This window comes from Acinetobacter sp. WC-743 (assembly GCF_000335555.1).
In the GTDB taxonomy this organism is placed as follows: domain Bacteria; phylum Pseudomonadota; class Gammaproteobacteria; order Pseudomonadales; family Moraxellaceae; genus Acinetobacter; species Acinetobacter bereziniae.
Genome location: NZ_AMFQ01000023.1, coordinates 24335 through 47548 on the forward strand (window position 1 = coordinate 24335; position 23214 = coordinate 47548).

General features: G+C 37.3%; 22 protein-coding genes. 11 read left to right on the forward strand and 11 right to left on the reverse strand.

Annotated elements, in window-relative coordinates; all coding sequences use genetic code 11:
- The first annotated feature begins 80 nt into the window (after positions 1–80).
- The gene (gene htpG / locus ACINWC743_RS03880) at positions 81–2012 is read left to right on the forward strand and encodes a molecular chaperone HtpG (protein ID WP_004826259.1); all 1932 of its coding nucleotides are present in this window, start codon (positions 81–83) and stop codon (positions 2010–2012) included.
- Between the two features lie 60 nt (positions 2013–2072).
- Positions 2073–2477, forward strand: a complete 405-nt coding sequence (locus ACINWC743_RS03885) for a hypothetical protein (RefSeq protein WP_009584432.1) — start codon at positions 2073–2075, stop codon at positions 2475–2477.
- 80 nt (positions 2478–2557) lie between these two features.
- On the opposite strand, the gene ACINWC743_RS03890 is transcribed toward ACINWC743_RS03885, so the two are convergent.
- Both ACINWC743_RS03890 and ACINWC743_RS03895 read right to left on the reverse strand, forming a co-directional pair.
- Positions 2558–3709 carry a hypothetical protein gene (locus tag ACINWC743_RS03890; RefSeq protein ID WP_005035298.1) on the reverse strand — a complete coding sequence of 384 codons (1152 nt, stop codon included), beginning with the start codon at positions 3707–3709 and terminating at the stop codon, positions 2558–2560.
- A 642-nt stretch (positions 3710–4351) separates the two neighbouring features.
- Positions 4352–5053 carry a DsbA family oxidoreductase gene (locus ACINWC743_RS03895; protein WP_004826262.1) on the reverse strand — a complete coding sequence of 234 codons (702 nt, stop codon included), beginning with the start codon at positions 5051–5053 and terminating at the stop codon, positions 4352–4354.
- Between the two features lie 177 nt (positions 5054–5230).
- On the opposite strand from ACINWC743_RS03895, the gene ACINWC743_RS03900 reads away from it, so the two are divergent.
- Both ACINWC743_RS03900 and ACINWC743_RS03905 read left to right on the forward strand, forming a co-directional pair.
- The gene (locus tag ACINWC743_RS03900; RefSeq protein ID WP_005035299.1) at positions 5231–5980 is read left to right on the forward strand and encodes a hypothetical protein; all 750 of its coding nucleotides are present in this window, start codon (positions 5231–5233) and stop codon (positions 5978–5980) included.
- 44 nt (positions 5981–6024) lie between these two features.
- The gene (locus ACINWC743_RS03905; RefSeq protein ID WP_009584438.1) at positions 6025–6855 is read left to right on the forward strand and encodes a DKNYY domain-containing protein; all 831 of its coding nucleotides are present in this window, start codon (positions 6025–6027) and stop codon (positions 6853–6855) included.
- A 118-nt stretch (positions 6856–6973) separates the two neighbouring features.
- On the opposite strand, the gene ACINWC743_RS03910 is transcribed toward ACINWC743_RS03905, so the two are convergent.
- Complete coding sequence (locus tag ACINWC743_RS03910) at positions 6974–7327, reverse strand: MerR family transcriptional regulator (RefSeq protein ID WP_009584431.1); 354 nt, start codon at positions 7325–7327, stop codon at positions 6974–6976.
- 658 nt (positions 7328–7985) lie between these two features.
- Between ACINWC743_RS03910 and ACINWC743_RS03915 the strand changes: the two genes are divergently transcribed.
- Positions 7986–8495 carry a hypothetical protein gene (locus ACINWC743_RS03915; protein ID WP_009584440.1) on the forward strand — a complete coding sequence of 170 codons (510 nt, stop codon included), beginning with the start codon at positions 7986–7988 and terminating at the stop codon, positions 8493–8495.
- An 85-nt stretch (positions 8496–8580) separates the two neighbouring features.
- On the opposite strand, the gene ACINWC743_RS03920 is transcribed toward ACINWC743_RS03915, so the two are convergent.
- From ACINWC743_RS03920 to fadB, 8 genes are all read right to left on the reverse strand, one after another.
- Complete coding sequence (locus ACINWC743_RS03920) at positions 8581–9072, reverse strand: DUF4189 domain-containing protein (RefSeq protein ID WP_009584470.1); 492 nt, start codon at positions 9070–9072, stop codon at positions 8581–8583.
- A gap of 93 nt (positions 9073–9165) precedes the next feature.
- Positions 9166–9663, reverse strand: a complete 498-nt coding sequence (locus ACINWC743_RS03925; protein WP_009584466.1) for a DUF4189 domain-containing protein — start codon at positions 9661–9663, stop codon at positions 9166–9168.
- Between the two features lie 84 nt (positions 9664–9747).
- Positions 9748–10239 carry a DUF4189 domain-containing protein gene (locus tag ACINWC743_RS03930; RefSeq protein WP_009584459.1) on the reverse strand — a complete coding sequence of 164 codons (492 nt, stop codon included), beginning with the start codon at positions 10237–10239 and terminating at the stop codon, positions 9748–9750.
- Between the two features lie 84 nt (positions 10240–10323).
- Entirely contained in the window at positions 10324–10821 is a 498-nt protein-coding gene (locus tag ACINWC743_RS03935; protein ID WP_009584464.1) for a DUF4189 domain-containing protein, read from the reverse strand.
- Positions 10822–10915: 94 nt separating this feature from the next.
- Positions 10916–11374 carry a DUF4189 domain-containing protein gene (locus tag ACINWC743_RS03940; protein ID WP_009584453.1) on the reverse strand — a complete coding sequence of 153 codons (459 nt, stop codon included), beginning with the start codon at positions 11372–11374 and terminating at the stop codon, positions 10916–10918.
- A gap of 526 nt (positions 11375–11900) precedes the next feature.
- Positions 11901–12752: a hypothetical protein gene (locus tag ACINWC743_RS03945; RefSeq protein ID WP_009584437.1), complete on the reverse strand. Its 852-nt coding sequence runs from the start codon at positions 12750–12752 to the stop codon at positions 11901–11903.
- Between the two features lie 157 nt (positions 12753–12909).
- A complete protein-coding gene (fadA, locus tag ACINWC743_RS03950; protein WP_009584468.1) occupies positions 12910–14082 on the reverse strand; it encodes an acetyl-CoA C-acyltransferase FadA in 1173 nt (390 codons plus the stop codon).
- Positions 14083–14094: 12 nt separating this feature from the next.
- Positions 14095–16248, reverse strand: coding sequence for a fatty acid oxidation complex subunit alpha FadB (gene fadB, locus ACINWC743_RS03955; protein WP_009584471.1), 2154 nt, complete (start codon positions 16246–16248; stop codon positions 14095–14097).
- 433 nt (positions 16249–16681) lie between these two features.
- Between fadB and ACINWC743_RS03960 the strand changes: the two genes are divergently transcribed.
- The 6 genes from ACINWC743_RS03960 (at position 16682) to ACINWC743_RS03985 (ending at position 23110) form a co-directional block, all read left to right on the forward strand.
- On the forward strand, positions 16682–17671 hold the full coding sequence (locus ACINWC743_RS03960; protein ID WP_009584458.1) for a hypothetical protein: 990 nt from the start codon (positions 16682–16684) through the stop codon (positions 17669–17671).
- Between the two features lie 215 nt (positions 17672–17886).
- Complete coding sequence (gene lpxO, locus ACINWC743_RS03965) at positions 17887–18831, forward strand: lipid A hydroxylase LpxO (protein WP_009584430.1); 945 nt, start codon at positions 17887–17889, stop codon at positions 18829–18831.
- Between the two features lie 105 nt (positions 18832–18936).
- On the forward strand, positions 18937–19356 hold the full coding sequence (locus tag ACINWC743_RS03970) for a PH domain-containing protein (RefSeq protein ID WP_009584467.1): 420 nt from the start codon (positions 18937–18939) through the stop codon (positions 19354–19356).
- 331 nt (positions 19357–19687) lie between these two features.
- Positions 19688–20242 carry a hypothetical protein gene (locus ACINWC743_RS03975; RefSeq protein ID WP_009584450.1) on the forward strand — a complete coding sequence of 185 codons (555 nt, stop codon included), beginning with the start codon at positions 19688–19690 and terminating at the stop codon, positions 20240–20242.
- A gap of 131 nt (positions 20243–20373) precedes the next feature.
- A complete protein-coding gene (uvrC, locus tag ACINWC743_RS03980; protein ID WP_009584445.1) occupies positions 20374–22173 on the forward strand; it encodes an excinuclease ABC subunit UvrC in 1800 nt (599 codons plus the stop codon).
- A gap of 142 nt (positions 22174–22315) precedes the next feature.
- Positions 22316–23110: a thioesterase family protein gene (locus ACINWC743_RS03985; RefSeq protein WP_035300236.1), complete on the forward strand. Its 795-nt coding sequence runs from the start codon at positions 22316–22318 to the stop codon at positions 23108–23110.
- The last annotated feature ends 104 nt before the right edge of the window (positions 23111–23214 follow it).

Below are 23214 nucleotides of genomic sequence, written 5' to 3' on the forward strand. Positions count from 1 at the left end.
TTACTATTGAAATATGCTTAAACCACTCCATTTCATACAGCATTCGATAAAAAAGCGTTATGAATTTACGGAGTGATTTTATGAGCGAACAGAACGCACAACAAAATTCAAAAAAGCACAGCTTCCAAGCAGAAGTGGCTCAGCTTTTACATTTAGTGACGCATTCACTGTATTCAAATCCTGAAATTTTCCTGCGTGAATTGATTTCTAATGCCTCAGATGCATGTGATAAATTGCGTTTTGAAGGAATTAATCATCCAGAATTTTATGAAAATGATCCGAACCTACACGTACGTGTCAGTCTAGACAAAGATGCGAAAACCATTACGATTTCAGACAATGGGATTGGTTTAAGCCAACAAGAAGCCATCGATAACTTGGGTACGATTGCCAAGTCTGGAACCAAAGACTTTATGTCTAAGCTGTCTGGTGATCAAAAAGCCGATGCACAGTTGATTGGTCAATTCGGTGTTGGTTTTTATTCAGGCTTTATTGTTGCAGACAAAATCACAGTTGAATCTCGCCGTGCGGGTCTGGATGCATCTGAAGGTGTCCGTTGGATCAGTGGTGGAACGGGTGATTTTGAAGTCGCTCAAATTGATAAGGCTTCACGTGGAACAGATATCATCTTGCATTTACGTGATGATGCTCTGGACTATTTAGAAGCCTATAAAGTAAAACAAATTATCAATAAATATTCTGATCATATCAGTTTGCCAATCGAAATGCAGAAAGAGGTATGGCAGGAAGAAGAAGCGGTTGAAGGCGAAGAGAAAAAGCCTGGTCAATACGTTAAAACGGATGAATGGGAAGCCATTAACTCTGCAAGCGCATTGTGGACACGCAGTAAAGGCGACATCACAGAAGAGCAGTATGTTGAGTTTTATAAGAACCTGACACATGATTTCGAAGCACCACTTGCATGGGCACACAATCGTGTTGAAGGAAGTACGGAGTATACCCAACTACTTTATATTCCAAGCAAAGCACCAAGCAATATTTTCACACGTGAAGCGAAAGCTGGCATTAAATTGTATGTAAAACGCGTGTTTATTATGGATGATGCAGATAATTTGATTCCAAACTATCTCCGTTTTGTGCAAGGTGTTGTAGATAGTGCAGATCTTCCATTAAATGTCAGTCGTGAACTTCTACAAGAAAGTCGTGATGTGAAAACCATTCGTGAAGGTAATACACGCCGTGTTTTAACCACATTAGATGCTTTGGCGAAATCTGAAGATGAAGCAGATCAAGAAAAGTTCAAAACTTTCTATGCTGAATTTGGCTCAGTGATCAAAGAAGGTCTGGGTGAAGACTTTGGTAATCGTGAAAGAATTCTTAAACTTTTACGCTTCTCTACATCGACCAATGATGATGTTTCAACTTCATTGGAAGCGTATAAAGCACGTATGAAAGAAGGGCAAAAGGCGATTTATTATGTAACTGCGGATAGCCTTGCTGCTGCTAAAAACTCACCACAATTAGAATTGTTCCGTAAAAAAGACATTGAAGTGCTATTGATGGCAGATCGTGTTGATGAATGGGCAATGGAATTTGTACATGAGTTTGATGGCACACCGATGCAGAATGTCGCAAAAGGAGCTGTTGATCTCGGTGACTTACAAGATGCTGAAGAGAAAAAGGCACTTGAAGCCGCGGCTGAGCAATTCAAGCCAGTGGTTGAGAAACTATCAGATTCTTTAAAAGCCAAAACTAAAGAAGTGCGTGTAACGACTCGTTTAGTCGATTCACCTGCATGTTTAGTCACTAGCGAAGGTGAGCTTTCTCCACAATTGATTCGTATGTTGAAGCAAGCAGGGCAAGCTGTCCCAGAATCTAAACCAATTTTGGAAATTAACCCAGAACATCCTTTGGTGAAAAAATTGGATGGTTCTGCACAGTTTGATGATCTAGCCAATGTGATTTTCGATCAAGCGGTAATCGCAGAAGGCGGTTTACCAGATGATCCTGCTGAGTATGTAAAACGTATCAATAATTTATTATTGAAATAAATCGTTGTTGTTTTTCAGAAAGCCTATCTTTAAGATAGGCTTTTTGTTGAAAAATATAAAATGATCAAACTTAAAAGAATTCAATTGATCAGCGGTTTAGTCTTGAGCTCTACCCTGATAACTCCAGTATCCGCATATGAACTTCCTGCTGTTGAAAAACGCCGTGCCAATACTACAGATTTATCTGTACACAATGCGATGTTTCTAAGACAAGGCACTGAAACTTCTGTATTGGGAATATTAAAAAAAAGTGGGAAAAACTATGAATTGGCGAGCTCGGATGGTCAGCGTGGTGGTTCATTTCCAATAGCTGTGCATCCAAGTCTTAAAATAGATGATGATTTAGTGGGAAAAGAAGTCCGAGCGATTGGACGCATGACTTATGAAACGATGTCGATGCCGAATTCAATTGGAACTTTATATAGTTTTAAATTAGAACTTTATACTATAGAAGCCATACGCTAGTGCGGATCAACAGACTTGTCTCAAGCGAAGTGGATAAGTAAGAACTTATCCACAGTTGCGTTTAAATATTCATCTAATGCTTAAAATAACGCTTCTAAACGAACCAAGGCACTTGGAAAGTGGCTACGGTCTTCGCGACGGTCATTAAAATAATTTAAATCACCTTGGACATAGAACCATTCACGCCAAACAGGTTGTCGCCAAGAGATAAACGGTCCCCAACTGTTCAGTTTAAGGTCATTATTATTATAATAACCTCCAGTATAAATACCGTAGTTAAAACGATTGTTTTTAAAGAATTGATGTTGACGATAGGTGCGGTTATCCCAAGTTAGATCATCGTCTTGTTCATCGGCATAGGTCAGATAAAATTGGTTGGAAATAAACGGCTGATTTGGTCGTGCGTGAGTCAATTCTAAGTTGGTTCTTAGGTAGTTCTCACTGTCGATCCCATAACGATAAATCTGTTCAGCGTGGAAGGTAAAATCATTTCCCAAAGACCAGTCTCTTTGTGCTTTTAAGCGCGCATAAACATCATCACCTGAACGGATACCTAAGTCTGCATCTAAATCAAAGGGCAAACGTTTTGACAGTTGTGACCAACGGAGTGCAATCGAACTATTATCATCTCTGATTTGTTTACCATCGATTCTTTTGTTTGGATCACCATCTGAATGATTATTTGAAATCGCAATATTGTTGGCAATTTCATCATCTAATGAATCATCACCAAAAACCACACTTAAACGATTTTCTAAGGTAGGGAGTTTAATCTTACCTCGGATACGTGGATTTACATCATAGCCATCATGCTTATTCCACTGATTATCAACCAGAATACGTAATGTTGCAGTTGCAGGGCGAGTTGGGTCAGTTTCTCCAAACCATCCATCCATTTTATTGGCTGTACGATCTACCCAATCGCTGAGTTTTTTCTGCTTTTTATCCGCCCATGTCTGGTCTTCTGTGGCTTGTGTTGGAGGCACAATTACTTGATCAGATTGTTCAGGAAAAATCGTTGGTGTTGAGTCAACGATTTTTGGAATATAGTTGAGTAAGCCTTTTTCCTCAGCCTCAATCGAAGATAATGATTTGCTTGAGTCAGCTTTCTTTGCATCGACATTGGCATCGAGACTATGATTTAGCTCTGCAAAAGCAGAATTCCCCAAAAGACCACCTAATAATAAGGCATAAGGTAATTTTGAGAAAATTAACGATGGAATTTTCTTCATATGCATACTTTCTTAAACGTTGAGTCATTCAGTTTTTAATTTTCAACATCACTATGCCTGAAAAAAACAGTAAATTTCAATTCAATACTGAGAATAGGTACAAAAAACATAAAGTATTGATAAATGAAGTGTATAAATCAAAAGGCAGAACCATGCAAAAAGTACATTTCATCAGTAAAACTGATTATTAATTAAAAATGAAGGATTTATTTTGAATATATTTTAAAGTAGGAAAAATCACTTCAATGCCTAAAAATTATTCAGGATTGTGGATAACTTTGTTTTTATCCTCAAGTGATATTTTATCTGGTGATATACAAAAAAGCCTCCCAAAGGGAGGCTCTTCTGTCTTATAAAATAAGAAAAAATAAGAAACTACAGCGCAAGAATTTCGTGGAAACGAAAAATATGTGCTGATCATAATCTAAGAAAAAAAGTCTGAATAGTTGCTTTTTTGCAACGCTGTATTGCAAAAATGACACGTAAATATATCTAAAAAGTCAATTCAAAATAAGTAATCGAAATGTTTGATAATATTGTGCGCTTAGATGCTAATTTATTTTACTTTTCAAATAATGAATATTCAACTTTCATCTAAATATATTGAAGAACTCCATTTGAAGAGTTCTTCAATATTGCTATTTATTTATTCGGTACATCACAAGCGTCATCATTGCAGACTGGAGCATCTTGTTGTTCAACATCTTCATCACTTGCAGTTTCCAGCGCTTTTTGTAAGACCTGAACAAATACTTCACGAGGTTGAGCACCTGCAAGAGCAACACGTTGATCAAATACAAAGAATGGTACACCTGTGACTTTCAATTGCTCATGGGCAACTTGCTCGTCAAATTTTACAAAGTCGGCATATTCTTCAGAGTCCAATACATCATCGACTTCTACAGGGTTCAAACCTATACGTGATGCTACATCTTCAATGGTTTCACGTTCACCGATTGGTAAGCCTTGTGTCATATAACTATAGAAAAATGCTTCTTCCGCTTCTGAACCAAGTCCTTTGCTTTGTGCAAGATGGATGATGCGATGGGCGTTAAATGTATTGCCTGAGTTGGCATTTTCCCAATTAAATTGAATGCCTTCCTCGAGTGCCATGGTTGCAATATTACGTTGCATGTCTTCAACTTCTGCAATAGTACGACCATATTTTTGCGCAAGACGTTCTGAGTTTGAAACTTCTTGGCGTGGTGGCGCATCTGGATCAAGTTCAAAACTATGCCAATGGACTTCAAGTTCGATACCTGCTTGTTCTGCCGCTGCTTCTAAACGTTTTTTACCGATATAACAGAATGGGCAAACTACATCTGACCAAATATCTACGCGCATAGGAAATCTCTACAATCTAATTACTGCTTATGATGGGGTCCAGTAAGGAAAATTTAAAGTCAAATTTTGATCATCAAAAGTAGACTACGTTATTTATCATAATTTTGTAGAAATAATATACAGAAATGAGTTGCTTAGGATATTCTAAGATATCTATAACATGGTTTGGAGACTGGTATGCGTCGAATTTTGATCGTGTTCGGTATCATTTTTCTGGCAATTATTGGATTTTTCTACTACGACCATACTTCAATAAAAAATGAAGAAGCAAATCGACAAGCATTTGATATGGTCATGACCGACAAGATGCGCCAACTTTCAGAGCAAGCACAAGATCGCGCTAAGCCTGTCAATATTGATATTCACGATGCTCGATTAAAAGGTGACTATAAAATTTTGTCAGAGTTCTTGCTTAAATATTGGATCAAGAATATTGATACACGAAATGCTTATTTAAATCAGCTTGCAGCGGCTAAGTGGGACCATTTTTTAGATGTAAATCGTTTGGATGCAGACCGTAAGCAAAATTATGTTGAAACCACTCAGATGCTAGGAACTGTGCGTCAAGCCATGCAACAATATCAACAGAACAATATGAAAAATAAAAACGAGGCGCTTGCTGAATTAAAAAAATCTACTTTACGTAAAGATTTGAAAAAACCTTTACAAGATAAACTTGAACAAAGTGCACAACTTGATCCTGAAAATGCGTTGATTTTAAATGAATTACAAATTTTAGGAAAAGCTGAGACCATGTTTGACATGCTGAAAAAATATCAATGGCAGAAACAAGGCAATCAAATTTTGTTTAAAGAAGATGCCCAGGTCAAACAGTTTAACCAGTTGTATCAAGACGTCCTTAAACTAAATAGTCAGATCAATCAGAAAAAGGAACAGAATGCTGAGGTGTTACAAGAAGCTTTGTGAACTCAATATATAGAATTGGATCAATAAGAAATATAAAACGATGGATGCCTATTGCAATATTTATACTGCTATTGGTTGGTGGCATAAGTTATGTCTATCAGACGCCATTTTTGGTTAAACAAGACTGCAAAAGTGTTGCATTATATCGTTATCATTTTGGTATCTATCAAATTGATCGTGATCCAATTCTTGGTTTTGATCGTTATAAAAAGGTTTATGGCTGGAAACAGTTTTTAGGTATAGCAGCCATTCTCTGTGCTGAACAAATTGAGTACGACAAATGTGCTAGCGAAGAGAAGCAAGCAGCCTTGAATGCCGAGCAGGAAAATAAACAATGGGTCCACGTACGGGATAATTTATATATCAATGCTCATCATCAATTGGCATTAAAGTTTCCCTACGCAAATCGTTGCAGGCATTTATTCTCTGAACATGTTCAGCCCAGCAAGAGTCTGTCTATGTTTAGCGATCGTTTTTATACACATTTCGGTTTCGGTGAGGATAACGAGCTTTCATTGACAGGAACAATTGATAGCTCGACATTTAAGAGATTAAACCCTTCCAACTTTTATCAAGATAAACGTCATGTTTATCGTTATTTCAACATGCTTGATGGTGGTAATTTTTCTATTTTGGAAGATGCAGATCCAAAAACCTTTAAGTTATTAGGCGATTGCTATGCTAAAGATCGCCATCATATTTACGAAGAACGTTTTAGTCTGCTTAGGGATGCTGATTATGCCACTTTTAAAAGTGGCGCTGATGTTGGATGTATCGCAAAGGATAAAAAAGGTTATTGGTTTTGGGATGAGCGAAAATCTTGGGATGATTTGGATTCTGAAGAAAGAGAACGGCTCAGCGTGCTTGAACATTGAAAGTGTAAGCAATCCGATCAATACAGTCATTGATGTATTGATCAGTTTATTTCAATCAAATAACGTATGATCTGAGCGCAATAAAATGAGTGAAAGTGAGTTTTATAAAATTATATTCTTACTCAACTTTTCCCTTGATTAGAAAAGATTTTAATAAGTCTTCTGATTGTTTTAGCTTGGAAATTTTCTCTGAAATATTCTTTAACTCCATGTTTAATGCGTGTTTGGCAATTGGGCATAAAGTAAATTTTTCCTCACCCAAGTCAAAACAGGGCAGTAAAAGTTTAATGTCTTTTAGGTGCATTCCAGCATCGTTGAGCACTTTAATTTTATGAATATCTTCAATATCTTTTTGACTATAAAAGCGATAATGATTTGCTGTTCGTAGAGGATGAATTAATCCTAATTCTTCATAATAACGGAGCATACGAGGACTGATTTGAGTCAGTGCAGCAACTTTAGCAAGGTTCATCATATACCTTTTGACTGTAACAGTACTGTTTGAGTTTATCGTCAATACACTGACCAAACAAGCTGAAGCAATGATGGACTTTGAACAGAAGCAACAACTGATCTGAAAATCTTTTCAATATATTGAATATCGGTGATCTAGATTAAAGAGTACTTGAGCCATATACAGAAGATATTGAATTATTTTTCCTAAATTTGGACGACATCATGGAAAAGAATCAATTCAAATATTTGCTGAATGATTATCCATATCGCCTCAGATAGGCAGACCATCTATATTCCAATAATATTTATCGGCTTAGAATGCTGTTTTTTGACTAAGCCAAGACGTTTATAAAAGTCGATGAATGAAAATTATAAGCCTAAGATTATTGAATATTTTAGTTGATTGATCACTTGAAAATGAAAATTTATAAATCTTAAAGATGCCAAAAAATACAACATCTCTCAGTAAAATATAAATGATGGCTTTTTTATTTAGAATGTTCAGTAAGAAAATATATATGTTTTTTAATAAGAAAATTAAACGTCGTTACCGTTTGTCTGAGCTTTAGTGAATCCAACTTTAAATTGTTATAGCCTATTTAATAGACAATATTCAACATATAAAAATCATTTTATTGCATTGATAATCTGATTTATTTTTTTAGGTGAAATGTATGAACTTTATCAAAGTTTCTATACTTGCAACGGCATTGTCTGTTTGGTTACCCACTGTACAGGCGGAAGAAGTTGCGTCATTGCCGACAATTAAAGTGATGGCAGATTCTGAGCTTCGTCAGGAAGCGGTAGGTGTTACGCCTTATCAAGAAAATAAAGCTGTGCGTAGAGCATTGCAACATCAAGTTATTAAAAAAGAGAACGAAATTCAAAACTATAGTATTGGCGATAATATCGGTGTATTGGATATTCAGCTTAAAGCGCCTGAACCTAATTTTAATCAAATTCCTTCAGCATTACTGAGAGAATATGTGTTAGCTGTTGCAAATGGTTTACAGTCTTCTGACCCGACTACAGGTTTATTTACCATGATTGAACCACTTTCAATGGGTATAAATCGAGATAAAGCTTTGGAAGCTGTTCGTAATGGAACATTTCAGTTGAATTTTGATAAAGCACGTTTAGACTTGATGTTAGGTGATAAGTGGCAAAGTGGTCTGCCTAAATAATCAATATAACAGTGTTCTAAATATATGTTGAAGCCAATCTGTTGATTGGCTTTTACTATTTTAGGCTTTTAATTTATTGATTGAATTAGCGTATTAAAACGGGTTCTGTACAGTTTGAATAAAAGACTTCACAGGTTTTACCATTATTGTTCTCAGCGCAATAGGGTAGAACAAGCCGCGAGGCTTCTTTTAAAGTAGCTGCACTTTGATATGTAACTCTTACTAAGCCATCTTCATTGATAGGTTTTGCCATTACGGCACATTGATTTTTATATGTAAAAGTAATTTTACATTCATTCCCGCCTCTGCTTTTGCATTTATCCATAGCTTCCTTGGATGCAGAGCGACGACTAAAATGACCAGTTGATGTACCGATAGCAAATGGAGATTCCGCCATCGCTCCCCAAGTTTTTTTCCAGTAAGCCGTATTGACTGGTGGTGCAGTGGAGTAACCAAGTTGATCAGGAGGAACACAACTCGGTGTACCTTGAGGAATGCCTTGTGGGCAGTTTTGGGCAAAGGTAGATAGCGATGTAAATAATGTTAGTGCTGTTAAAACAAATATCTTCTTATCCATTATTGTTGTCCTTATAAACTTCATTTTACTACCCATACTCTCTATTTGAGTCTAAAACTTTTGAGATGTTCAATACATTTGAAATGAATTACGTCAGCGTATCAAAACGGGTTTAGTACAGTTTGAATAAAAGACTTCACAAGTCTTTCCATTATTCAATTTTGAACAAAAGGGTAAGGCAAGTTTAGTTGCTTCTTGAATAGTTGCTGCACTTTGATAGGCGACTTGCACAGAGTCATGATCATTCGGTGGTTGTGCCATAACTGAACATTGATTGTGATAAGTGAAAACTATTTTGCAAGCAGAACCACCACTATTTTTACATTTAGTCATTGCTTCATTTGATGCTGCTCGGCGAGTGAAATGTCCTGTTGCTGTTCCAATAATTGGAGAATCTTGTGATTCCGCCATCGCGCCCCAAGTTTTTTTCCAGTAAGCCGTATTGACTGGTGGAGCAGTGGAGTAACCAAGCTGATCAGGAGGAACACAACTTGGCGTACCTTGAGGAATGCCTTGTGGGCAGTTTTGGGCAAAGGTAGATAAAGATACAAATGCTGTTAAAAAGGCTAAAACAAATCTCTTTTTATTCATGATTATTGTCCTTTTAAATCTGATTGACTCGTTGATAAGTGAGTCCTTGTTTTAAACGCTCTAAATCATTGGGCATTAATTGAATTAGCGTATTAAAACGGGTTCTGTGCAATTTGAATAGGCAATTTCACAAGCTTTTCCTGTGTTGAGATTGGAACAGTAGGGTAGAGCTGTTTGAGTAGCAATGTTGACAGTTTCAGCACTGTGAAATGTGGATACTATGGGCGGCTTATTGTCAATTGGCTGGGCAATAACAGAACATTGGTTTCTATAAGTGAGCACAATTTTGCATTCGTTCCCACCTCTCGCCTTACACTTATTCATTGCCTCTTTGGATGCTGCATTACGGCTGAAATGACCTGTTGACGTGCCTATAGCAAACGGAGATTCTGCTATTGCTCCCCACGTTTTTTTCCAGTAAGCCGTATTGACTGGTGGTGCAGTGGAGTAACCAAGTTGATCAGGAGGAACACAACTCGGCGTACCTTGAGGAATGCCTTGTGGGCAGCTTTGGGCAAAGGTAGATAACGATGTAAATAATGTCAGTGTTGCTAAAACAAATCTCTTTTTATTCATGATTATTGTCCTTTTAAATCTGATTGACTCGTTGATAAGTGAGTCCTTGTTTTAAACGCTCTAAATCATTGGGCATTAATTGAATTAGCGTATTAAAACGGGTGCTGTGCAATTTGAATAAAAGATTTCACATTTTTTACCATTATTTGTTTTAGAACATGAGGCTAAAGCTAGTCGTGAAGCATCTCCAATATTTGGACCACCTTGATAAGTAATATTCATTGAATCAGATTCATTGGTTGGTTGAGCTATAACGGCACATTGATTTCTGTAAGTAAATTTAACCTCACAAGACTTTGCCCCTTCAGATTTGCATTTTTCAATAGCTTCTTTTGATGCAGAACGACGACTAAAATGACCAGTTGATGTGCCAATTACAGGTGAATCTGGAGAAGATGCCATCGCCCCCCAAGTTTTTTTCCAGTAAGCCGTATTGACTGGTGGTGCATTTGGATAGCCAAGTTGATCAGGTGGAACACAACTCGGTGTACCTTGAGGAATGCCTTGTGGGCAGTTTTGGGCAAAGGTAGATAACGATGTAAATAATGTCAATGCTGCTAAAACAAATAGTTTCTTATCCATTATTGTTGTCCTTATAAACTTCATTTTAATGCCTATACTCTCTGTTTTGGGTTTAAAACTTTTGAGATGTTCAATACAGTTGAAATGAATTACATCAGCGTATCAGAACTTGGGCTGTACAATTTGAATAGAATATTTCACATTTTTTTCCTTCATTGAGCTTTGAGCAATTAGGTAGTGCGAGTTGGGAGGCAGATTCAATTGTTGGGGCACTTTGAGAAATTGAATTAACAGATGAAGATTGCCCTGACTCTCTAATTGGCTGTGCCATAACAACACATTGATTATGATAGGCGAGTGATAGTTCACATGCCTTGCCACCCTTCGATTTGCAATTACGAATCGCTTCTTTTACTGCAGAGCGACGGCTAAATTGACCAGTCGATGTACCGATTTCACGCATCTCTGGAGAAGATGCCATCGCGCCCCAAGTTTTTTTCCAGTAAGCCGTATTGACTGGTGGAGCAGTGGAGTAACCAAGTTGATCAGGTGGAACACAACTCGGGGTACCTTGAGGAATGCCTTGTGGGCAGTTTTGGGCAAAGACTGACATGCTGGCGGCGAATAAGCATAGAAATAATAATATCTTCCTGAAAATCATAATGTTCACCTTGTATGGATTTATCTTTTGAATGGATTAAGGGTTATTTACCCAATAAAAATGATGAACACCCACTTTATCCATTTTTATAATCAAGACGTTTTTTCTTAGATATTTTAGAAAGTTAGCCAAAAAATATTTTGCTAATTAACATTATTTATATTAATTTAAGATTTTATTAATTCAAAGTTTAAATTTGATTAATGACTGAATTGTAATAAAACAATCTGCTTTCAAAGTCAGTTTTTTGTAGATCGTGGCGTTTATCTTAGCGTTATGGAATTAAATCTATTGGCTCTGCGGGGCTTGGGATTGAAAGAATTAGAGTTTAGATTATATACAAAGGTACACAATATCTTGAAAATAGCAGCCTGAATAGGCTGCTTCTTTAATCTACTTAAATTTAAAATAAAAGATAATTTCGACTATTTAATTGAAAATATTAAATTATTGCTTTTAAACATTTTCAAATTGCTATTTACTCTTGTTTATTTTCAAACAAAGGGTCTAATACTGTATGTGCTTCCATTGTATGGTTTTTAGTGGAGAAAATATTTCCATCGAGTGTCGAATATTTATTCCATACAAATTCCTGTTTGCCAAGATCAAAGAGCCTAACTGAATAAAATTGTCCTTGTTTTGGTATATAGGTTGTTACTAGCCCTGCACCTGCCCCCATTGTTGCAAGCGTTACTCCAACACTTAATGCACCCATTGCTAATTTAGAACCTGCTGAAGCTTTTAAGCCATCCAGTGATACCACAAAAATATAATTTGATTTTGACCAATCTTTTAAAGTATTAATCGTCTCAGGTTCCAGAATGGGAAGTGGTAAAGCCAATTTTTTATTTCTTGAATTTGCCAAGATTACTTCATTTGATTTTGCAATATACTGATTAAAAGCCAAGACAGCCTTTTGTTGATCAACATTCATATTTGAGTTATTGGTATTTAAGAATGGATAATTTGTGATTTCCGCACGTTTTGAATCTTTATTTATAAGAATATCATATTTTTTTAGCTGTTCTTCTGGCATCGATCCACAAATGAAAGGAGAGGCAATTTCACTAATTTGTACACCATTCTGGTTCAGTTGTTTTGAGAAGGTTTGAATAAATTTTTCACTGGTTAATTGTGTAGGTTGATTTAGAATCAGATCTTTACCTAGCTCATTAGTAAGTAAACAACTATTGACTAAAATAGCCACGGGCTGGGCCTGAAGCTTCATTTGTGTTTGGTTAAGTTGATTACGTATTTCAGGTGATATTTTTGTTGTGTTACAACCTGCAAAAATTACACTTATAACAAGGGGATAAATCAATTTTTTCATAGCTATTTTAATTCATGATTTAGCAAAGTTTAATTTCAGTTCAAAACATACAAAGATTAAGTTAAATTTTAATTAAAAGAAAGTTTAATTATAGTTATATGAATAAAAAAATCCCCGCAATAAGCGAGGATTTTTTTCGAGGTGTTTTAATTAAAATTTAAACACGTTCGATAATTGTCGCGATACCTTGACCAAGACCGATACACATGGTTGCAAGACCGATTTGTGTATCTTGTTGCTCCATCACGTTCAACAATGTTGTGGTGATACGCGCACCAGAACAGCCCAATGGGTGACCCAATGCAATCGCACCGCCGTTCAAGTTGATCTTGTCTTGCTTGTCATAGATGTTCAAGCCTTTCATTACAGAAAGACCCTGAGCAGCAAATGCTTCGTTTAACTCGATGGTTTGGATATCATCCATCGTTAAGCCAGCACGTTTAAGCGCTTTTTGAGTTGCAGGAACAGGACCATAACCCATGATTGCAGCATCACAGCCTGCAATTGCCATAGAGCGAATCACCGCACGTGGCTTAAGACCTAAAGCTTGAGCACGTTCAGCAGACATCAATAACATTGCAGACGCGCCGTCAGACAATGCAGAAGAAGTCGCAGCAGTTACAGTACCGCCTTTAGGGTCAAATACAGGACGCAATGCTTTAAATGCTTCAATGTTTGCATCTGGACGAATCACTTCATCGATGTCACATAGAACTTTAAAGCCATTGGCATCATGACCTTCAACACCAATGATTTCGTTTTTAAAACGACCTTCTTGGGTTGCAGCCCAAGCACGACGGTGAGATTCAACACCAAATGCATCTTGTTCATCACGGCTAATGCCGTTCATACGACCTAACATTTCAGCAGTTAAGCCCATCATGTTAGATGCTTTTGCATAGTGTTTTGATGCTTCAGGGTTAAGGTCGATGCCATGCATCATACCTACGTGCCCCATATGCTCTACACCACCCACGATGAAGATATCACCTTGGTTTGTTGCAATTTGAGCAGCAGCAGTATGGATGGATTGCATAGAAGAACCGCAAAGACGGTTAACCGTTTGACCACCAACAGTTTTTGGTAAATCAGCCAACAATACGATGTTACGACCAATGTTCATACCTTGTTCTAAAGTTTGGTTCACACATCCCCAAATTAGATCTTCAACTTCATTGACATCAAACTGGTTACGAGCAACTAAAGCACGTACTAATTCAGCAGATAAGCTGTCCGCACGTACATTACGGAACATACCATTTTTGGTTTTACCCATTGCAGAACGTACGCCATCAACGATGACAACGTCACGTGGATTTAAAGTAGCCATTCACGTTGCTCCTTAACCGTAGAATTTTTTGTTGTTAGCAGCCATGTCACGCAACATTTGTGGCGCTTCATAAGCTTTACCTAAGTGTGCGTATTTGTCGCAAAGTGCTACATATTCAGCTACACCAGTTTGGTCGATGTAACGCGCAGGACCACCACGGAATGGAGGGAAACCAACACCCATGATCATTGCCATATCTGCTTCAGACGCAGTTGCAACAATGTTGTCTTCTAAGCAACGAACAGTTTCGTTACAGAACGCAAGCATCATACGGTCAATAATTTCTTGTGGATCAAACTCATGTTTTTCAGTTGTTGCCATAGTTGCAACAAGATCATATGCAGTAGGATCAACAGTTTTAGCTTTTTTGCTTTTACGATCGAGTTCATATTTATAGAAACCAACGTCGTTCTTTTGACCAAGACGTTTGTTTTCATACATGATTTCGATTGCACCTTTGTAGTCAGGCTTCATACGGTCTGGGAAACCTTCAGCCATAACTTCTGCACCATGAACACCTGTGTCGATCCCTACAACGTCGATGAGGTATGCAGGACCCATAGGCCAGCCGAATTTTTCCATGACTTTATCCACTTGCTGGAAGTCAGCACCATCTTTAAGAAGAAGGTCAAACGCACCAAAGTAAGGGAACAATACACGGTTAACAAGGAAGCCAGGGCAGTCGTTTACAACGATTGGTGTTTTACCCATTTTCTGAGCAAGTACTACAGTTGTGGCAATTGCTTCTTCAGAAGTTTTTTCACCACGGATCACTTCAACCAACGGCATCATGTGCACAGGGTTAAAGAAGTGCATACCGACAAAGTTTTCAGGACGAGCCAAGGCTTTAGCAAGACGTGTAATAGAAATCGTTGAAGTATTCGATGCAATGATCGTATTGTCACGCACTTTAGCTTCAGTATCTTTCAATACAGCTTCTTTGATTTTTGGATTTTCAGTCACCGCTTCAATCACGATATCGACTTCTTTAAACTCGTCATAGCTTAAAGTTGGGCGGATACGTGCAAGTGTTTCACCCATTTTTGCAGGTGTCATCTTTTTACGTTCAACTTGTTTAGTCAACAATTTGTTCGCTTCAGACATACCCAATGCAAGTTGTGGGTTACCAATATCTTTCATGATGATCGGTGTGCCTTTGCTCGCCGCTTGGTAAGCAATACCACCACCCATAATACCTGCACCTAAAACAGCTGCTTGGTTAACAGGGTGAGCACCTTTTTCATGTTTTTTAGATGCTTTTTTCACAACTTGGTCGTTGATGAATAAGCCAATCAAAGCACCTGCTTGTGGTGTAATCGCCGCTTTAGCAAATGCTTCAGCTTCAATTTTTAACGCAGCATCACGTTTTTGGCTAACGCCTGCTTGAAGTGAATCAAGAAGAAGTTTTGGCGCAGGGTATTGGGCTGGATTTGCTTTAGCCAGTACCACACCTTTAGATGAGTTAAACGCCATCATTTGTTCAAGCATGTCTAATTTCACAGGCTCTAATTTTTCTTGACGTTTTGCTTTCCAGTCTAAACGACCAGAGATTGCTTGTTTAACAAGATCAATCGCAGCTTCTTGTAATTTGTCAGCAGCGACAACAGCATCTACAGCACCGTCTTTAAGTGCAGCTTCAGGGCGTTTGTTTGCTGACGTTGCAATCCACTCTACAGCGTTATCAATACCGATCAAACGGCTTAAACGAACTGTACCACCGAAACCAGGGATGATTCCCAATTTAACTTCAGGTAAGCCTACAGTTGCAGTCGTTGACATGACACGGTAGTCACACACCAGACACATTTCAAAACCGCCACCCAAAGCAATGCCATTGATCGCAGCAACTTTAGGAATTTCTAAGTCTTCAAACGCATTGAAGATTTCATGAACAGGCATTGCCCATTCTACAATCGCACTTTCGCCTTGCTTAAAGTTATCACCGAACTCAGTGATGTCGGCACCAACGATGAATGTAGATTTACCAGAAGTAACGATTAAACCTTTCACTTCACTGTTATTTTTTACAGCTTCAATAGCAGCTTTAAAGTCTTCAATCGTTGCACGGTTGAATTTGTTAACCGACTCACCTTGTAAGTCAAAGCGGAATTCTGCAATTCCGTCCGAAAGCAATTGGACGGTAATGGCATTGCCAGCGTGGATCATGCCCTGATCTCCTTTTTTGGAGGACTTCTAAGTTGATGTTCTGAAGTGTGTATGCTTTTCCCGCACACATTTCGACTTCACTAATCTTACGATAACTATATCTAAAAATAACCTAACAAGTTGTATCAAGCCGTGACGCAAGGGTCATCATTTTTTTTTGGATATCATATTGATTTAACCTTTTGAATTTTAAGAAATGTAAGTGATTTTTGTGTAAGTGTTTATATTTTATCAATTTAATTTATATTTTATTGAGCATTCTTTCACAAAAGGATTGAGCTGAAATATTAAATTAGGTTTGTTATTTCTGTCATTTAGGTCAACTGAGTTTTAAATATGAATTAATTTTTTAGAAATTCTTAAAAAACAATTGAATAATATTTGTCATATATATAATATTTTATGCGACGTTTATCACAAAAAAGAACTAATCATGCCTATACAAAACAAAAAACTCACGCTGATGGCTATTTCTGTATGTCTTCTTGTCGTCGGCTGTGGTGGTGGTGGAGATTCTTCTTCATCAAATTCCTCAAACTCTACAACAACCGAAGACAATTTAGAAAATGGAACTCGATATTATTTTGTCGACTATGAGCTTAATGATGACTCAGATAATTTAACGATGGAGTATTACGAAGTTTTTAATAAGCAGTTTAAGAACCTTCAATCAAATACAAGTTTGGATGAATATATTCTTACAGCAAATAAGCTATACACACCACGAGATATTGCAACTAACAAAGTCATATTGAATTCGACCACATCATGGACATCAACATTAATTGGTGATGTAAAAACAGATATTAAGCTCGAAAAAGTAGATATTTCTGGCAGAAATATTTTTGATACGGTTTTACCTGGTTACCGTAGCTTAGGCTTTGACAATGAAAACAATTATGGAGAAGCACGAAAATTGTTAGTTTCATATGGTAAAGAAAACTTTCCAAAAGGCAGCAATTGTTATCGAATTATCTCAACTAAGAATAACCAAGATTATTTTAGCTTTGAGACTAACCAAGAATTTAATCAGGATTTTGAAGACTTCAATCAAGATAATATTGGCTATGTAGATTATTTAAATGAACATTACAAACCTTTAGGTTTGAGTTATCGCTACGAAAGTGGTAATTGGCAAGGGATTCCTTGGACAACGATTTATGAAATTGAACTGGGCATTGGAGACGAAGATGCTGTTGCAGTAAAATATCAAAATAAAACATATTTAGCTGAGTACAACAGTCGTATCGAATGGACCAACGGTAAAGAAATTAGACAGTGGGAAAATCTATTAGGTAGAACTACGACAGATAAAGAAAGAATACCAAAATTGAATATTGAAAGATTAAAAAATGGTTGTACGGTTTATAATTCAACAGCTGCTTCTACTTTAAGTTCATTGAAATTGATTGATTGGAATTAAATTAATAGGTAAGCGTAATTAAGTAAATAAATCCAAACTTCAATGTATAAAAATTATTGTACATTGGAGTTTTTTAAAATAAATATAATAAAAACAGTTGATTACTTGGTTTTAGTTTTTTTGATTTGTAGATTTGATATAATAAAAGTTAGGCTATCTAATTCTAATGTTCACAATGCTGTAGAACATCCCGATTTTTTAAAAAAGAGTGCTATATGATTAAATGGATCATATTGGCGATTTTTGTGATTTCTGCTTTGTATATCCAAAATCGCGGTAAAGTACGACATTCGTTTTATCGTCAATTTTTTGATCATTCAACGATACTCGCACCGATTAACTTTCTCATGTATATGTTTTCAAAAGTGCCGAATCAGCCGTATATCGACACGCAATATTTTAAAGATTTAAAAGTATTGGATGAAAACTGGGAAATGATTCGCGATGAAGCGCAAGCTTTATATGCTAAAGGTGGAATTAAAGCTTCAAGTACATATGATGACTTAGGTTTTAACTCGTTCTTTAAAACAGGTTGGAAGCGTTTTTATCTGAAATGGTATGATTCTGCTCATCCATCTGCTGCGGAACTTTGCCCAAAAACAACGGCTTTATTGAAAACTTTGCCGACCATCAAGGCAGCAATGTTTACTGAACTTGCACCTGATAGTCGTCTTGTTCGTCATCGAGATCCTTATGCAGGTTCTTTGCGTTATCATTTGGGATTGATTACGCCGAATGATGACCGCTGCTTTATTGACGTAGATGGTCAACGTTATTCTTGGCGTGATGGTGAAAGTGTGGTTTTTGATGAAACTTATATTCACTATGCCGAAAATACCACGGATCAAAATCGTATTATTTTCTTTGCTGATGTTGAACGTCCTTTAAAAACCAAGTTAATGGAGCGCTTTAACCATTGGTTTGGTAAAAAAGTTATGACGGCTGCCAGCTCTCCAAACGAAGCAGGCGACCAAACTGGTGGTTTAAATAAAGTTTTTGGTTATGTTTATCAAATTCGTATCAAGGCGAAAGCGCTGAAAAAATCCAATCGCTCATTGTACTATTTTTTAAAATGGTTCTTGATGTTGGGTATTTTCTTCCTGATTTTTATTCGTCCTTATATGTCGCAGATTATTGCTTTTATTCAAAAGCTAATCTGATTTAAAGCGCCCATTTTGGGCGTTTTTTTTATTGTATAAATAAATGATTCAATGATCATATTTCAGCTAGAATATTATTTTGTAAAACAAATGATAAAGAACGTGATGCAAAAATTTCATACTAAAATTGATTGGTGGGTGTTAGGTTTCTTAATTGCAATGACAGGTTTACTGGTTCAATTGCTGTTTACGATGTATGCCAAAGGAACAATGGTTGAATATCCTGAGCATACCATAGTTTATATTCTCACGATTGCTGTGATTTGGTGGCCTGCATTCAATACTCGCTATAGGATTCAAGACCGAATATTGAGTATTTCTTGCTTATTTTTAAAATGGTATATTCCATTGGCAACCATTCAAAAGATCACCCCTACTCATGATTCGATTGCATCACCTGCTTTATCTTTAGATCGGTTGAAAATTGAATATAGTAAAGATGGTGAAATTAAGCAGGTTCTGATTTCTCCAAGAAATCACCAAGCTTTTATTGAGGCTGTAGAGAAACAACAACTTATCAAATAGCGATTGAATCAACGCTCGTGTAGTCATCAGAAAACTTGGCTCAAGTGTTATACATGAACCATCGAGAACAATAATGATCCCCATTGGTACTTTTAGCTTTCTACAATTCTTTTTATTATTTATCTGCCCAATATTAGGGGGGATTTCATGCATCATCTTGGTTGTCTTGGGACTGAACTATTTCATTCAAAAATTTATCAATAAGGTTCCAGATCAGCATTTTTTGTCACTGAAAGTAAAATGTTTTTTAGTATTCTTTGCGGTTTTCAATATCTGGAATATCTATCTGTTTTTTCTGTCAGAACGAGTAAGTGATGAGGTCAATGTATCGATGGAAAATAAAGAAAAACGTAAACGTTTTATATTGCCAGTGGATTATGTTTATGATGGTTTTGTATTTCCTCAAGGAACATTAATCAATGCATATAATGTGCATGACGATGGTGGTCGTTATCGTTATTTAACGCTTTCAGGGCTTGAGCAAGCACGTTTTCAACAGCCAGTATATATTGCAGGTGTCTGGGCTAAGGCGATTAAGGTCGACTCAGATCATGAGTTTTTAATTGAACTTTCACAAGATCAAGATATTTCACCTGTTTATATTCTAGATGGTCAGGGTGAATATAAAGTAGATTCTGCACGTGCTTCAATACATTGTAAAAAGGATCAAATCGCGCAATATACAGTGAATTCTGGTTACTATCCTGATAAAGATTATACCAGTGAAGACTGGTATACACTTGAAAAGGAACGTTTTGATCCAAAACAATGGCTGTTTAGAGGCTGTTTTTCCGCTCCGCCAATCTATGTCGATCGCCCTTATCCACAAACAAAATTATATGATGAAGAACGAATGAGCGAGGTAACGAATGCTGCAATAATTTAAAAATTGGCTGTTTTAAGGCATTAAAGACTTATTTTTAAAAAACAGTTTCAGAATTAAATACAATTAAAATGCTTGAAAATAGGCTTAAAAGCATCACATTATGAGGTGTAGAGCGGAACAACAGGTTTAATGTGAACGAAAACGCACGTGCAAATATTGAAAAGATTTTAGCCCATATGACCACCTTACCTGGTGTGTATAAAATGCTGGGAAAAGATGGCGAATTGTTATATGTGGGAAAAGCCAAAAATCTAAAAAATCGTGTATCAAGTTATTTTGTCAAAACCATCGAACATCCCAAAACTCAAGCATTGGTTGCACGAATCTATAATATTGAAACCTTGGTGGTTCGTTCTGAAACAGAAGCATTGTTGCTTGAGCAAAATCTAATTAAGCTGCATCGTCCACCATATAACATTATGCTGCGTGATGATAAGTCATATGTTTATATCTTTGTATCCGCAGATAAACCTTACCCGCGTATTGCCTCAGGACGAGGTAAAGGGAAACACCAAGTGGGTAAGTTTTTTGGACCTTATCCCAGTGCATATAATGCGCGAGATACCCTGCTCGTTTTACAGAAATTATTTAATGTACGTCAGTGTGAAAATAGCTATTTTTCACAGCGCAAACGCCCGTGTCTACAATATCAAATCAAACGTTGTACTGCACCTTGTGTTGGACTGATTAGCCCAGAAGCCTACCATGAAGACGTTCAGAACTCGATTCGCTTTCTCAATGGTGATACCAAAGAGTTGAATCAGGAGTTGATTCAAAAAATGGAACAGGCTGCCGAGAATCTGGAATTTGAAAAAGCAGTATTTTATCGTGATCGAATGGCTTTACTTAGAGATGTTCAGGCACAACAAGCCATTTATAAAGTGAAAGGCGAGGCTGATATCTTGGCAATTGCCTATCAGGCAGGAGTAACCTGTGTACAGATCATGCATGTGCGTAATGGTAAAATGCTGGGTGGAAAAAGTTATTTTCCAGATATGCTTGGTGATGATCTAGGGCAAATGTTGGCAGATTTTATTGCCAATTTCTATTTCCAAGTGGCAGATGAAGTCCCTGCTGAATTGATTGTGAATGTTGAGGTTTCTGATCGGAAAGAATTAGAAGCAGCATTGCATCAACAATTCGAAAAGAAAATTCAGATTAAACACAATGTTCGAGAAACTCGTGCTGAATGGCTGGAGTTGGCTGAAATGAATGTACAGCATGCCATCAAAGGTAAACTTGCCAACCATTTAGAGCTAAATGAGCGTTTTTATCAGCTTGAGCAAGTGTGTGGTCGCCCAATTGACAGTATTGAATGTTTTGATATTTCCCACACGATGGGTGAGGCAACGATTGCTTCATGTGTGGTGTTCGATGCAGGTGGGGCACGTAAGCGCGATTATCGACAATTCTCCATCGAAGACATTACAGGTGGTGATGATTATGCTGCGATGCGTCAAGCATTGACTCGACGTTATAAAAAAGCCATGTTGCCCGATTTATTGCTGATCGATGGGGGCAAAGGTCAGTTACATATGGCGATGGAAGTAATGCAAGAGTTGGGCTTAGAAGCGTTTATGGTTGGAGTCTCTAAAGGTGAGGGGCGTAAACCGGGGTTAGAAACCTTACATTTTACCGATGGTACAAAAATACAACTCCCAGAAGACCATAAAGCCCTGCATTTGATTCAACAAGTCCGCGATGAAGCGCATCGTTTTGCCATCACCAAACATCGCGCTAAGCGTGATAAACGTCGAGGTGGTTCAGTGCTTGAAGCAATTCCTGGTTTAGGACCAAAACGCCGCCGTGATTTACTTACCCATTTTGGTGGTATTCAAGGTGTACTCAAAGCTTCAGAACATGATTTAAAAAATGTTCCGGGTCTTGGTGATGTCATGGCACGTATGATTTATAAAGTTTTGCATGAGTAAACGGCCCCTGTTATCCGTAATACATTGTTATCAGGGATAAGGTGCATTTGCCAAAACGACCATTGACGCATGAGTCATTGATCATTTTCATCTTGCTTTAAATATGGAACAGTACAGCAAAGGTCATAAAATTGGACAGATCATGTCATTAGAATCGCTGTTTCAGCAGATTGAGCAAAAGCAATGGATTGATATTCCTCAAGGATGGTTACAAGGACGTACAATTTTTGGCGGTCTTGTCGCTGGTATGTTGATTCATAAAGCCATCACCACCATTGCTGATACTGGGAAAAAGCTACTTAGCTGTAGCATTACATTTGTGGGTCCAGTTGAAGAAGCACAGGTTAAATTAACTGCTGAAATTCTTCGTCAAGGCAAGTCTGTGACAACAATTGAGGTTCGACTTTGGCAAAATGAAGCTGTGCAAAGTATTCTTATTGCCAGTTTTGGAAGTCAGCGCGATTCAAAAATTCAGGTCGCAAGAGAGCCACAAGTGCCTGATTTTCCATCACTTGATCAAATGAATATTGTGCCGAAGTATTTACCTTTTCCTGAATGTGTAAAGAATTTTCAATTGGGATGGACCGAGGGTAATTATCCCATGACGGGCAGTAAGCAACCTGATTTTGCTGGGCGTTGTCGTTTTGACCCTGATCTACACAGTAATCGTGAAATGCATGTTGCAGATCTGTTGACGCTGATGGATGTTTGGCCACCGGGAGTCTTGCCGATGTTTAAAATGCCCGCGCCTGCCAGTTCACTCACTTGGCATGTCACCTTGGTTCATCCACTTAACAATCAGTTGAATGATTGGTTTAAATATCAAGTAATCACAGACTTTGCTGAACATGGCTATGCAACAGAGCATGCTTACTTATGGGACGAGCAAAATCGCCTCATTGCGATTGCAAGACAGACAGTTACTGTATTTGCCTAGTCGACAGTTTTACGTGAATCGTATAAAGTATGAATGAAATAGAGCTTTACTCTACATGATTATTTACCATTAAATTGGGTAAATAGGGGACTCACTGGCGGTGT